Below are 13028 nucleotides of genomic sequence, written 5' to 3' on the forward strand. Positions count from 1 at the left end.
GGGCCGGGACATCCGTCCTACGAGCAGCATCCGCCGCAGCAGCCGCCCGCAGGGGTCCCGGCCGCCAGGGTGGCGGGCACGCCCTGGGTGCGCAGCGCGGCCTGCAGCCGGCCGGGTGACGTGGCCTCGCCGTCGTAGTCGATGCTGACCACGCCGGTGGCGGTGGCCAGCCGCACGGCCAGCACGCCGCGGGCATTGCCGAGGGCTGCCGTGATGGCCGAGGCGATGGTATCGGTGGTGGTGCTGTCCGGGGCGGTGTGCAGCATCAGTTCGGTGGTTGCCATGGGGTTCTCCTTAATTGACAGGCTTCCAGCGTAAGCGGCCCGGCGCACTGCCGTCCACCGCGGGCTGCGTCGGTTCATGAATAACTTAATCCAGGTTATGTTTTGGCGCGCGCGCGTTGGCCCGCCACCGGCAAGGCCGCACAATCGGCACCAACGATCACGCACAAGGAGCATATCGTGGCATTGCTGACCATCGAAGAACCGGATGCACCCGCCGCCGCCGGCTGGACCCGCCGGCCCCTGTGGGCGCTGGGCTTCCGGCCGTTCTACCTGCTGGCCGCGGGGTTTGCCGCGCTGGCCATCCCGGCCTGGCTGGCTGCCTACCATGGCCTGCTGCCACGCGCCGGCGCGCTGACCCTGCTGTGGCACCTGCACGAGATGGTGTTCGGCATGGCCGTGGCCGTCGTCATCGGCTTCCTGTACACGGCCGGCCGCAACTGGACCAACCTGTGGACGCCGCGGCATGGCGCGCTGGCGCTGCTGGCGGCGCTGTGGGTGGCGGGCCGCCTTGCCATGCTCGTCGACGCGGGCGATACGGCCAGGACCTGGGCGGCACTGGTGGACAGCCTGTTCCTTCCGGTGGCCACGCTGCCGCTGTGGCGCGTGCTGCGCCGCGCCGCCAACCGCCGCAACTATTTCATGGTGCTGCTGTTGGTGCTGCTCGCGGTGGCCAACCTGTGCTGGCATGCGGCGGTACTGGGCCTGGCTTCCTGGTCACCGATGCTGCCATTGCAGGCGGCGCTGTTCATCATCGTGCTGATGGAGGCGGTGATCGGCGTGCGCGTGTTGCCGATGTTTACCCGCAATGGCGCGCCCGGCAGCACGCCGGCGGTGCGCCCCTGGCTCGATCGTGCCGGACTGGCGTGCACGGTGGCGGCATCGGTGGGCTGGGTTGCCGGGCTGGCCGCGCTGGCACCCGGCGCGATGGCGGCACTGGCCGGCGCCGCCGGCGTGCTGACGCTGGTGCGCCTGGCGGGATGGCAGCCGCAGCGCACCCTGCGCGTGCCGCTCCTGTGGGTGCTGCACCTGTCCTACGCGTGGATCGGCGCCGGCTTCCTGCTGCTGGGCGCCGCCGCGCTGGGCCTGGCTGGCACCAGCGCTGCCTTCCACGCGCTGGCAGTAGGCTCGATGGGCGGGCTGGTCATCGGCATGATGTGCCGCACGTCGCTGGGCCACACTGGCCGGCCGCTGAAGGCGGGCAGCGCCGAAGTCGTCATGTTCGCGGCGATCCAGCTGGCCGCACTGGCCCGCGTGACGGGATCGCTGGACCTGGCGGCGGCCTGGCGCGAGCCGGCACTGGTGGTGGCCGGCATGGCATGGACAGTGGCGTTCGGCCTGTTCGTGCTGGCGTACCGGCCCAGGTTGTGTGCCGCGCGGCTCGACGGCAAGGAAGGGTAGCGGCCGATACGGGAGCGCAGTCTCGCGGTGCCGGGCTCCGGCATTCGCACCGATGCGACACAGAATGGTGGAAATGCCGGCACATGATTGCTCGGAGGCAAAAAATGATGCAATATGGAAGCTGTTCCGAAGCCCCGAGCACAACCATTGTCCAATTGCCTGTCGCAAGTGTGCGACCAAGGCGCGCCGTCCACGACCGACCAGGCACGCCGATGATCCGTTCTGGAGCCCCTGATGAAACCCGATTCACCGCAAGTGCTGTCCCACGTGATGTCCGAAGAGGAAGCGCTGACCTACAACCCGAACCGCCTGCTCGATGGCCTGATCGACATCATGCACCTGAAGAACGATGCGGCGCTAGCCCGCGCGCTCGAAGTGGCGCCGCCCGTGATCAGCAAGATCCGGCACCTGAAGCTGCCGGTGGGCGCTTCGCTGCTGATCCGCATGCATGAGGTGAGCGAGCTGTCGATCCGCGACCTGCGTTACCTGATGGGCGACCGCCGCCGCAAGTTCCGCATCAGCCCGACGCACTTCAAGCCGGGTGCCGCGCCCGCCGAGCAGTAATCCCGACTGCTTTTTTAGCGCGTTTTCCAGCGGCTTTCCCGCCGCGTTGTCGTAATTCGCTGCCGTAACGCATGGCTGGCGGGCATACTGTGCCCGACCGGCCATGTTCCGTTTGCAGAAACCGCACACGGGCCTGGCACCTGAACGCAAACGAATGGAGAAAACGCGATGACAAAGCCCGCAAGCCACACCCACTTCATCCACTACCGCATCTGCGATGCGTCCGCGGCGGTGCCGCTGGGCGACGATGAGTTCATCGCGGCGGACGACGAATCGAACGTGCTGCACGTCTATCGCTACGATGCCGGCCCGCCGGTGCGCGAATGCGACCTCACTGAGCTGCTCGACACCCCGGACGGCGGCGAGGCCGATATCGAGGGGGCGGCCGAACTGGCGGGCAAGGTCTGGTGGATCACCTCGCACGGCTGCGACCGGAAGGGCAGGTCCAGCGCGACGCGGCGCCAGCTGTTCGCCACCGACCCGCAAGGCAAGCCCGCCGGCAAACCCTACCGGAGGCTGCTGGACGACCTGGTGGAGCATCCGCTGCTGGCCCACCTGGACCTGGAGAAGGCGGCGCGCAAGGCGCCCAAGGACCCGGGCGGCCTGTGCATCGAGGGCCTGGCGGCCACGCCGGGCGGCGGCCTGCTGGTCGGTTTCCGCAACCCCGTGCCGCATGGGTACGCGCTGATCGTGCCGCTGGCTGACCCGGCGCCGCTGCTCGAGGGCGGCCGCGCCACACTGGGGGCGCCGATCATGCTGGACCTGCAGGGCCACGGTATCCGCGCCATCGAATGGCTCGACGACGCCTATTACATCGCCGCCGGCCCCCCGGCGGCCGGCGACGACTATGCGCTGTACCGCTGGTCCGGCCGCGCGGGCGACCAGCCGGTGGAGATCGATGTGCCGGGGCTGGCCGGCCTGCATCCGGAATCGCTGTTCTTCGACGCGCAAGGCACGCTGCACGTGCTGTCCGACGACGGCAAGGCACAGCCGGGCGGCCGCAAGTGCAAGGACTTGCCGGTGGAAGAGCGCACCTTCCGCCGCCTGTCGGTGCCGCGCGAAGTTTGGGACACTTTCAGTGACACCTTCCGGGACGCCTGATTCCGGCCGCCATGCCTCCCGCCGCCGCCTCGGCGGTGGGGCGGCTGTTGTTTTTTTGTAACGTATTCGGCTCCGCCGCTTCCCCTCGCGGCCTCGGCCACACCCTGCGCAAGGGCGCATGGACGCTTGTTTCCACGGCTTTTCCCAGCTATCTCGAAACGGCATACCTCTTGTGTAAAAAGTCATAGTTGGCGGCGCAACCACGCCATGTACCATCGGCCATGGTAACGTTGCCACATACGCTACAGGCGTATATGGCAACGTTACCCGCAACCGGCTCGATCCGGCCGGCGCATATAACGAACAACAGGAGACCCAAAACAATGCAAAACCATCGCATGCGCAAGACCGTCCTGGCGGCACTGATCGCCGAACTGCTGGTTCCCATGGCCGCGTTCGCGCAGGATGCCGCCGGCAGCACCAGCGCCACGGCACCGGCGGAAAACGCCGCAACGGTCGTGGTCAGCGGCATCCGCGCCTCCCTCAGTTCCTCGCTGAACACCAAGCGGATGCAGGATGGCGTGGTCGATGCCGTGTCGGCGGAGGATGCCGGCAAGTTCCCCGACACGAACATCGCCGAATCGCTGCAGCGCGTGACCGGCGTGCAAATCCAGCGCAACAACGGCGAGGGCCGCTATATCTCGGTGCGCGGCCTGGGGCCGGAGTTCAACAACGTGCTGGTCAATGGCCGCACGCTGACCAGCGATACGGGCGGCCGCGAATTCTCGTTCGACCTGCTGTCCTCCGACCTGATTTCCAAGGTGCTGGTGTACAAGACCTCGCAGCCGTTCCTGCCCGAAGGCGGCATCGGCTCGACGGTGGACGTGCAGACGGCGCGCCCCCTGTCCGGCAAGACCGGGCATTCGTCGGTGATCAACGTCTCGCACTCCTACGACGACAACTCCAAGGAACACACGCCGAACCTGGCCGGCATGTATACGTTCGCCAACGAAGCGCGCACCTTCGGCGTGACGGCTTCGGTGTCGTACACGGACCGTGCCTCCAAGCAGAACAAGGCCGTGACGGACGACTGGCACTACCGCGACGTGACGATCATCAACGGCGACCTGAACTCGCGCGGCCTGACGATGGCCGACGTGACGACGAGGAAGCTGTACATGCCGCAGAGCTTCGGCTTCCAGGTCGAAGACGAAAGCCGCAAGCGTACGGTCGGCAACCTGACCGTGCAGTACAACCCGTCGCGCGACTGGAAGCTGTCGGCCGATGCGCTGTATTCGCGCCTCGACCAGCGCAACAAGGTGATCGCGTTCAGCGACTGGAACAACCCGGTGCAGGTTGGCGTGCAGTACGACGACAACGACCAGGTGACGTCGTTCCAGCGACCGGGGTCGGATTTCTACGCGAACAACCCGGGCCTGGTGGGTGAAGGAAGTCCGCTCACCGAAGGCAATTCGAACGACATGATCGTCAAGGGCGGCGACCGGCTGTCGGAAACCAAGGCCTTCGGCCTGAACTCGAAGTGGCAGCTGTCGCCGGACTGGAAGCTGGAAGGCGATGTCTCCACTTCGCGCACGACGTCGCAATCGCCTGACCAGTGGGTGGTGGCCGGCATGCTGCCCAGGAATGGCGACGTGCTGACGTTCGGCGCGCGGCCTACCGTGATCTTCGGCGACAACATCGCCGATCCCACCGCGGTGCGGGCCCACGCCGTGTCGAACGGCGAAGTGTCCAATTCCGACAAGCTGCACGAAGGGCGCCTGAACCTGTCGTGGAACCGCGAGGAAGGCACGTTCAAGGGCATCGATACGGGCGTGTCGTATTCGCAGCGCGAAGTGGGGCGCCACGAGTTCGAGGCCGATTCCTGGAATGCGTTCAGCGGCTACCATGTGGCGTTGCCGGCGTCGCTGTTTACGGTCACGCCGATGGACGACTTCTTCGGCGGCGGCGGGCAGGTACCGAAGGCCTTCCTGCGCTTCGATCCGAACGAATACATGGCTTACCTGAACCAGCCTTCGCTGCTGGGCCAGTCGAACGACCCGGCCCTGTACGGCGACAAGACGCGGTACCCGAACGGCCCGATGGGCATCAACTATGACGCGCCGGCGTCGCAGTGGGGTGTCCGGGAAAAAGTCTCCAGCATCTTCCTCGACACCAAGTGGGAAGGCGAGCGCTGGTCCGCCAACGCCGGCCTGCGCGTGGTGCACGTGAAGTCCCGCTCGACCGGCTTCTCCCGCGAGCTGATTTCCGCCGTGAAGAGCACCAACGACACGACGTACATCCTGAACTGGGGCCCGCGCGTGGCCAAGAGCGTGGACAACAGCTACAACAGCTACCTGCCGTCGGCCAACGTGAAGTTCGACGTGACGAAGGACATGCTGCTGCGCCTGGCCGCGTCGAAGACGGAAACCCGGCCGACACTGTCGCAGATGGGTGTCGACAACTGGTACGGCGGGCGCTTCGGCGACGTGCAGACCGGCGGCGGCAATCCCTACCTGAACCCGATGCAGTCGAAGAACCTCGACCTGTCGTATGAATGGTACCTGTCGAAGACGAACTATGTCAGCGCGGCGGTGTTCTACAAGAAGGTATCGGACTTCCTGGAAACGCGCCTGGTCGACATGCGCATCCCGCAATATGACGAGGTGGTGCACGACAGCCGCGTGCGCAACGGGCAGAAGGGCAAGATCAAGGGTGCCGAGATCGCCGGCCAGTTCGCGTTCGACGAGGCGATCCCGTGGCTGCGCGGCTTCGGCGTGTCGGCCAACTACACGTACGTGGATGCTTCCGCCGAGCGTGACGGCGATGCCGCGGCGCTGGTGTGCGGCTACCCCGGCCTGTCGAAGCAGTCGTACAACGGTTCGGTGTTCTACGAGAACGGCAGCTTCCAGGCACGGGTCAGCTACAACTGGCGCAACCACTTCTCGATCAATTGCGGCGGCGGCAGCGCCCAGCCGCGCAACCGCGCCGCGTATGGCCAGACCGACGCCAGCCTGCGCTACAACATCACCGACACGATCGCCATCTATGCCGATGCGATCAACCTGTCGAACCAGCAGGCGCATGAATACGCCAGCAACGAAAGCCAGTTCCTGATGCTGGAAGACGTGGGTCGGCGCGTCAACGTGGGCGTGCGCGTGGCGTTCTGATCGCGCTGTGATCGGAGAAGACACCGCGGCCGCGCGGTGTTGGTGTCGGACACCGGGTTCGTGGTGTGGGACACCGGTTGTTGCCAGGAGTCGGCAGGAAGTCATTGCGGCAAACCGGTGTCGAACGCCCTGGGGGTGTCCGACACCAGGCACGCGCAATAAAGAAGGGGCGCCATGCGGCGCCCCTTTTCACATCACTGCCTCTTCATTCCCTGTTCACTGCTGCTTGCCCAGCACCGAATGGTGGCGCGAGTAGCCGAAGTAGATGGCCAGGCCGATGACCAGCCAGATGCCGAAGGCAAGCCAGGTGTGCCACGACAGGTAGGCCATCAGCGTGACGCAGAACGCCACGGCCAGCATCGGAATCACCGGCACGCCGGGGCAGCGGAACGCGCGGTGCAGGTCCGGGCGCTGCTTGCGCAGGATGATCACGGCGATCGAGACCAGCGAGAACGCGGCCAGCGTGCCGATGTTGATCAGTTCGGCCAGCACGTTCAGCGGCACCAGCGCGGCCAGCAGGCCGAACACGATGCCGACGATCCAGGTGGCGAGGAATGGCGTGCCGTGCTTCGGGTGGATCGACGACAGGCGCTTGGGCAGCAGGCCGTCGCGCGACATGGCGAAGATGATGCGCGTCTGGCCGTACGACATCACCAGGATCACGGTGGTCATGCCGAGGATGGCGCCCAGGTCGACGAAGCCGGCGACCCAGTTTTCACCGGCGTATTTCAGCGCCAGCGAGACCGGGTGGTCGATCCCCTCGAACTGCCTGAACGGCACGATGCCCGTCATGATCGCCGAGACCACCACGTACAGGATCGTGCAGACGGCCAGCGAGCCGATGATGCCGATCGGCAGGTCGCGCTCGGGGCGCTTGACTTCCTCGGCGGCCGACGTGACGGCATCGAAACCGATGAAGGCGAAGAACACCAGGGCGGCGGCGGACAGCACGCCGGTGTGTCCGTACGGCATGAACGGCTGCCAGTTGTCGGGTTTCACGTGGCCCACGCCGACGGCGATGAACAGCAGCACGACGCCGACCTTGATGGCCACCATGACGTTGTTCATGCGTGCCGATTCGCGGATGCCCAGCGACAGCATGCCGGCCAGCACGATCATGATGAGGAAGGCCGGCAGATTGAAGTAGGTGGCCACGCCGGGCACCGCGCCCGGCGCGCCGGTCAGGGCCGTCGGCAGCTGCACGCCGAAGCCGGCCAGCAGCGATTGCAGGTAGCCGGACCAGCCGACCGCGACAGCCGATGCGGCCAGGCCGTATTCCAGCATGAGGTCCCAGCCGATCATCCAGGCGACCAGTTCGCCCAGCGTGGCATAGCTGTAGGTATAGATCGAGCCGGCGACCGGCACGGTGGAGGCGAATTCCGCGTAGCACAGCGCGGCGAAGCCGCAGGCGAGGGCGGCGATGACGAAGGAAAGCGTGAGCGCGGGGCCGGCCGTCAGGGCGCCGGTACCGGTCAGCACGAAGATGCCGGTGCCGACAATGGCGCCGATGCCCATCAGGACGAGGTCGAACGGGCCCAGGACTTTCTTCAACCCGCCGGGCTTACGACTGGCCGCGACCATATCGTCAAGATTTTTGGTTCTGAAAATGCTCACTGCTTCTCCAATTTTGTTGAGATTGTCTCCGGCGCCGCGCGTTGCCGGGTAGGCCCGCAGCGGTCTGTCGCTGTTTGCACAACGGCAAGCCCGGGCGGGCTCGCCGCCGCATACTAGCACACGGGGACAATGATGAAAATCAGTTAACGTATACGTCAACGAGAGCGGCGGAAAAGCCGGCTCGGGGAGTGGCGAAAAGCAGTGGAGAAAGGCCGATCAAGCAGGGCGGCCGTGCAGGGCGAAGCGAGGGAAGGGCGGGGGTAAAGCGGAAAGAATGCGGGGAAAGTGCGGGGGAATGTGCGGAGAAAGTAACGGGAAAGAATCGCATCCCCGGCGCGCTGCCGGGGACCCGTGTCAGGAAAGCCTCAGTGCAGGAAACGGCCGCGGCTGTCGATATAGCGGCTGCTTTCAGCCATCTTGTCCAGCCGCGCCTGCACCAGCCGGTGCCACGCGTCGACCCACTTCGATGCCAGCATGCTTTCCTCGGCCGAGCGCGCGTAGAGCGTGCGTTCGACCGCGCGTTGTTGGCGTTGCAGGGCGTAGGAAACTTTGAAGATGCTGTTCATGGGCGCTTTCATCAGTCGGTAAGTGGCGTGGTGCCGATGAACTGCATTTTCCGGGTTTCAGCCCTGTTTGAATGTGCGCCAGTTCACGTAGGACTGAGATTACACCGGCTGATGTCCGAATACTACACGGCGTCCTACAGTAGTCCGACTCTCAAAAACATGGCTCAACCATAAAGTGGAGGAAATGACAACGAAACAGATCTCGGGCTGAACTCCGAAGACCATCGACAAGGACAACGACAATGTTTAAGACCGCGCACACCGACACCTCCTCCCTCCCGGGCTCGATGATCAACCTGGCCGCCACCGCGCCGAAAGCGCCGCGCGGCAAGCTGGCGCCGCAGGGCATCAGCGTGACGGGGGTGCAGCAGAACGAACTGCTGCGTGCGCTGCCGATGGATGAACTGGAGCGCCTGCTCCCGGGCCTGGAACTGGTGGCGATGCCAGCCGGTAAACATCTGTACGATTTCGGCGAGAAGATCGAATACAGCTACTTCCCGACCACGGCCATCGTGTCGCTGCAATATGTGAACGAGGATGGCATCACCACCGAGATCGCGGTGGTGGGGCGCGAAGGCGTGGCCGGCGTGGCGATGTACAAGGGCGAACGCGCCAGCAACACGGCGGTGGTGCAGGCCGCCGGCTACGGCTACCGCCTGCGCACCGATGCGCTGCGCGCCCACTTCGCCGAGGGCGGCATGCTGGCCCAGCAGCTGATGCGCTACACCAGCTGCCTGTTCGCGCAACTGGCGCAGAACGTCGTGAGCAGCCGCCACAGCAGTATCGAACAAAAGCTGTGCCGCTGGCTGCTGGAGCGCCTGGACCGCTCCCCATCGAATGAACTGAAGGTCACCCAGGAACTGATCGCCAACCTGCTGGGCGTGCGCCGCGAAAGCATCACCGCCGCCGCCGGCAAGCTGGCTGCCGACGGCCTGATCCAGTGCCGCCGCGGCATGGTGGTGGTGCTGGACCGCTCCGGCCTGGAACGCTGCGCCGGCGCCTGCTACTTCGCCGCCCGCGCCACCGCGGCGCAGGCCATGCACGGCAGCCACTGACCCAGCCGCTGATCACCATGCCGGCGCGCCTGCCGGCTTACCCTTCAACGGGGCGGATGCCGCCCCGGCCCGCTTCCTTCGCCAGGTACATCTGGCGGTCCGCTTCGCGCAGCAGCTCGGCGGGTTCCGCCGCGTCGCCGGCGCCATGCATGGCGATGCCGATACTGGCGCCCACCTGCACCGTTTCCATCGATCCGCCGCGGGCCACCCCGACCGGCTCCGCCAGCGCGGCAATCAGCTTCGCCGCCACCATGCGCGCCTCGGCCAGCGTGTAGGGCTGCCCTTCGAGCACGACGACGAATTCATCGCCGGCCAGCCGCACCACGCTGTCGTTCTGGCGCACCGAACCCCGCAGGCGGCGCCCCACCTCGCACAGCAGCGCGTCGCCGGCATCGTGGCCGAGCCGGTCGTTGACGGCCTTGAAGCCATCGAGGTCGATGAACAGCACGGCGAAGCCGATGCCGTGCCGCTGCGAACGGGCCTTCGCCTGTGGCAGCAATTCTTCCAGCGCGCGCCGGTTCAGCAAGCCCGTCAGCGGATCGTGGCGCAGGTCGTACTCGCGCTGCGCCTCGGCCTGCTTGCGGTCGGAGATGTCATGCAGGAAAGCGGAAAACGTGCGCCGCCCGTCGATCTCCGTGGCGTGAATACGGATTTCCACCGTCAGCGTGCTGCCATCCTTGCGCCGGGCCGGCAACTCGAGCCGCTTGCCGACCACCGGCCCGGTGCCGGTGGCGCTGTAGCGCGCCAGCCCTTGCGCGTGGCGGTCGCGCAGGTCGGCGGGAATGATCAGCTGTTCCAGCGACCTGCCGCCCGCTTCCGCGGCGGTCCAGCCGAAGGTGCGCTCGGCCTGGCGGTTCCAGGCGATCACGCGGCCGCTGTCATCCAGGCCGATATAGGCATCGTTGGCGAACTCCAGGATGTTCGACAGTTCCGCCTCGTGGGCGCGCAGCGCCGCTTCAGCCTGCTGCTGGCGGCCGATCGCTTCGGTCAGGTGGCGGTTGGCCTCGACCAGCGCGCGGGTGCGGTCGTCGACCCGGGCTTCCAGCTGGGCGTGCAGTAGCGCCAGCTCTTGCTCGGCGGCCTTGCGCGCATCGATATCGATGACCGCCACGATGAAGTACTCGGGCCGGCCCCCGTCGTCGGTCTTCAGGCTGACGTTGGTGTGCACCCAGACGGCGCTGCCGTCGTGGCGGAGGTAGCGTTTCTGCCGCTCGTACTGGGTAATCTTGCCGGCCAGCAGATCGCGCACCAGCGCCATGTCGCCGGGCACGTCGTCGGGATGGGTGATCTGCCGGAACGTGAGCCGGCGGAATTGCTCTTCGGTGTAGCCGAGGATCGCGCAGGCCGCCGCATTGACGGTCAGCCAGTTGCCGCTTTTCGCATCGATCAGGGCGATGCCGAAGCTGGCCAGCTCGAAGATCGAGCGCAGCCGGGCTTCGGTGCTGCGCATGGCCGCGTCCACGGCCTCCAGCTGCCCGCGCGCCAGCACCAGCTGTTCGCGCCGGTGCACCTCATCGGCGACGATGCCGGCCAGGTCCTGCAAGGCGGCCAGCTCGCCGGGGGCCAACTGGCGCGGCCGCGTGTCAATCGCGCACAGCGTGCCGATGGCATGGCCTTTCATCGAACGGATCGGCACCCCGGCATAGAAGCGGATCTTCATCCCGCCCCGCACCAGCGGGTTGTCGGCAAAGCGGGAATCTTCCAGCGCATCGTTGACCACCAGCGGTTCGTGCTGTTCGATGGCATGGGTGCAGAACGAGACATTGCGGGGCGTTTCCGGCACATCCAGGCCGACCCGGGACTTGAACCACTGGCGGTCCCGGTCGACCAGCGAGAACAGCGTGACGGGTGCGGCCAGCAGGCGGCTGGCCACCCGCGTGACCCGGTCGAACACGGGTTCGGGCGCCGAGTCGAGCAAGTCCAGCGCATGCAGCAATGCCAGGCGGCCTCCTTCATCGGGAGATGCGGCGGCAGCCGGGGCTGGCGTACTGGCCGGGACCGGGGACGGCGTAGTGGGCGGTGGAAGCGACGCGGACATGCCTCATTGTAGCGGCTGCGCCGGAAACAAGTCGGGCCGGAGAAGGGGGCGAAGAAGGGGGGCCGGCGCAGTGCGGCCGGCGGGCGCGGGGCCCGCCCGTCAGGCGTGGAAGGTGGCGCCGTCCAGCGTGCTGGATGCGTCGCGGCGCGGGCGCTGGCCGGTGACCGGGGCGGCCAGCACGCGGAGGATGGTTTCCGGCGGCAGGCCATGCTGGGCCAGGTAGGCCCAAGCCAGCGCGGCACCGCGTTCGGCGTCGTAGCGGATCGCCTGGTCGACCACCGCCGCCAGCGCAGGGTTGCTGCGCCGGTCATGCGGCTTGCCGCCAAGGTTGCCCTGTCCGCTTACCCGTCTCTCCAGAGTCATGCCGATCTCCACTGCTGTCACCGGGATAGCATCCGCTGTTGCAAACCGCAAGTCAAGCTGGCTCATGTATTTTCTGTCGTCGCGTTTCGGGGCGCCGGCTCGTTGCCGCGCTGTGCTGGAACATTGCGAAAAAACTACAGTGTGTTTTGTTGATTGCCTTTAAAGAATTTTTCGTGCAATATGGTAACCGTCCGCCGCCCCCAACCTCAGCCGCGCGGACCGAGTTCCCTTCCGCATCTCCGCGGGGACGCCGCTCCTGGCGCATCTCACGACCACCGGTCACGATATCGACGCACCCACCCAGGGGCTATCGCGTTCGTGCCGGCCGACAGGCCCCACCCGGGCTGTGAACCGCAAAATCTGGAGAACATCATGACGACCCTTCGCAGCGCTGCCAGCGCAACCAACAACCTGGACAACCACAATGGCATGCGTGCCGATGCGCACGAGGACGTGCTGCTGACGTACGACCCGAACCGGCTGCTCGATCACCTGATCGACCGGCTCGACCTGAAGAACGACGCGGCCCTGTCACGCATGCTGGACGTGGCGCCGCCCGTGATCAGCAAGATCCGCCACTACCGCCTGGCGATCGGCGCCTCCCTGCTGATCCGCATGCATGAAGTGTCCGACATTCCGATCGGCGACCTGCGCATCCTGATGGGCGACCGCCGCAGCAAGTTCCGCGTGGCGTTTTCCCAGAACGACGTGCCGGACATGAGCCTGCGCGCCGCCTGAGCCGGTGCATCGCCGCGCGGCGCGCCGCCGCCGCTGCGGCTGAGTGATGCTTTATGGCAACACTATTCCGGTATTCGCGGCGATCCGGACCCGCGCCGTGCCGCCCGGCGCCTTTCCTGGAGTACACTGACGGTTGCGCCTCGCTCCCTTCGCAAACATAAGGGAGCGATCCTTCCGCGAACCCCCGCCCCCGGTTCCTG

11 protein-coding genes are annotated in these 13028 nt (G+C 66.5%); 6 read left to right on the forward strand and 5 right to left on the reverse strand.

Annotated elements, in window-relative coordinates:
- Nucleotides 1-17: 17 nt before the first annotated feature.
- Nucleotides 18-284, reverse strand: coding sequence for a heavy-metal-associated domain-containing protein (locus tag EYF70_RS12065; protein ID WP_131145625.1), 267 nt, complete (start codon nt 282-284; stop codon nt 18-20).
- Between the two features lie 177 nt (nt 285-461).
- On the opposite strand from EYF70_RS12065, the gene EYF70_RS12070 reads away from it, so the two are divergent.
- The 4 genes from EYF70_RS12070 (at nt 462) to EYF70_RS12085 (ending at nt 6454) form a co-directional block, all read left to right on the forward strand.
- Nucleotides 462-1682, forward strand: coding sequence for an NnrS family protein (locus EYF70_RS12070; RefSeq protein WP_131145626.1), 1221 nt, complete (start codon nt 462-464; stop codon nt 1680-1682).
- Between the two features lie 234 nt (nt 1683-1916).
- On the forward strand, nt 1917-2246 hold the full coding sequence (locus EYF70_RS12075; protein ID WP_229420827.1) for a hypothetical protein: 330 nt from the start codon (nt 1917-1919) through the stop codon (nt 2244-2246).
- Nucleotides 2247-2414: 168 nt separating this feature from the next.
- Nucleotides 2415-3347, forward strand: a complete 933-nt coding sequence (locus tag EYF70_RS12080) for a DUF3616 domain-containing protein (RefSeq protein WP_131145627.1) — start codon at nt 2415-2417, stop codon at nt 3345-3347.
- A gap of 323 nt (nt 3348-3670) precedes the next feature.
- The gene (locus EYF70_RS12085) at nt 3671-6454 is read left to right on the forward strand and encodes a TonB-dependent receptor (RefSeq protein ID WP_131145628.1); all 2784 of its coding nucleotides are present in this window, start codon (nt 3671-3673) and stop codon (nt 6452-6454) included.
- A 216-nt stretch (nt 6455-6670) separates the two neighbouring features.
- Here the strand turns inward: EYF70_RS12085 and bcaP are convergent, their stop codons facing one another.
- Together bcaP and EYF70_RS12095 are read right to left on the reverse strand one after the other, a co-directional pair.
- A complete protein-coding gene (gene bcaP, locus EYF70_RS12090) occupies nt 6671-8068 on the reverse strand; it encodes a branched-chain amino acid transporter BcaP (RefSeq protein ID WP_131145629.1) in 1398 nt (465 codons plus the stop codon).
- A gap of 365 nt (nt 8069-8433) precedes the next feature.
- The gene (locus EYF70_RS12095; RefSeq protein ID WP_131145630.1) at nt 8434-8634 is read right to left on the reverse strand and encodes a hypothetical protein; all 201 of its coding nucleotides are present in this window, start codon (nt 8632-8634) and stop codon (nt 8434-8436) included.
- A gap of 287 nt (nt 8635-8921) precedes the next feature.
- On the opposite strand from EYF70_RS12095, the gene EYF70_RS12100 reads away from it, so the two are divergent.
- Nucleotides 8922-9689, forward strand: coding sequence for a Crp/Fnr family transcriptional regulator (locus EYF70_RS12100; protein ID WP_131149054.1), 768 nt, complete (start codon nt 8922-8924; stop codon nt 9687-9689).
- Nucleotides 9690-9726: 37 nt separating this feature from the next.
- Here the strand turns inward: EYF70_RS12100 and EYF70_RS12105 are convergent, their stop codons facing one another.
- The gene (locus EYF70_RS12105) at nt 9727-11727 is read right to left on the reverse strand and encodes a bifunctional diguanylate cyclase/phosphodiesterase (RefSeq protein ID WP_131145631.1); all 2001 of its coding nucleotides are present in this window, start codon (nt 11725-11727) and stop codon (nt 9727-9729) included.
- A 99-nt stretch (nt 11728-11826) separates the two neighbouring features.
- Entirely contained in the window at nt 11827-12090 is a 264-nt protein-coding gene (locus EYF70_RS12110) for a hypothetical protein (RefSeq protein WP_131145632.1), read from the reverse strand.
- A gap of 429 nt (nt 12091-12519) precedes the next feature.
- Between EYF70_RS12110 and EYF70_RS12115 the strand changes: the two genes are divergently transcribed.
- Nucleotides 12520-12828 (forward strand): hypothetical protein, encoded by a 309-nt coding sequence (locus EYF70_RS12115; protein WP_131149055.1) that lies wholly within the window; start codon nt 12520-12522, stop codon nt 12826-12828.
- The last annotated feature ends 200 nt before the right edge of the window (nt 12829-13028 follow it).

It is taken from the genome of Pseudoduganella albidiflava, assembly GCF_004322755.1.
In the GTDB taxonomy this organism is placed as follows: Bacteria; Pseudomonadota; Gammaproteobacteria; order Burkholderiales; family Burkholderiaceae_D; genus Rugamonas; species Rugamonas albidiflava.

Bases quoted from the DNA above. Each gene is read 5' to 3' on its own strand.
- EYF70_RS12105 (WP_131145631.1), bottom strand. From the start codon at position 11,727: ATGTCCGCGTCGCTTCCACCGCCCACTACGCCGTCCCCGGTCCCGGCC.
- EYF70_RS12080 (WP_131145627.1), top strand. From the start codon at position 2,415: ATGACAAAGCCCGCAAGCCACACCCACTTCATCCACTACCGCATCTGC.
- EYF70_RS12065 (WP_131145625.1), bottom strand. From the start codon at position 284: ATGGCAACCACCGAACTGATGCTGCACACCGCCCCGGACAGCACCACC.
- EYF70_RS12100 (WP_131149054.1), top strand. From the start codon at position 8,922: ATGATCAACCTGGCCGCCACCGCGCCGAAAGCGCCGCGCGGCAAGCTG.
- EYF70_RS12110 (WP_131145632.1), bottom strand. From the start codon at position 12,090: ATGACTCTGGAGAGACGGGTAAGCGGACAGGGCAACCTTGGCGGCAAG.
- EYF70_RS12075 (WP_229420827.1), top strand. From the start codon at position 1,917: ATGAAACCCGATTCACCGCAAGTGCTGTCCCACGTGATGTCCGAAGAG.
- EYF70_RS12095 (WP_131145630.1), bottom strand. From the start codon at position 8,634: ATGAACAGCATCTTCAAAGTTTCCTACGCCCTGCAACGCCAACAACGC.
- EYF70_RS12085 (WP_131145628.1), top strand. From the start codon at position 3,671: ATGCAAAACCATCGCATGCGCAAGACCGTCCTGGCGGCACTGATCGCC.
- EYF70_RS12115 (WP_131149055.1), top strand. From the start codon at position 12,520: ATGCGTGCCGATGCGCACGAGGACGTGCTGCTGACGTACGACCCGAAC.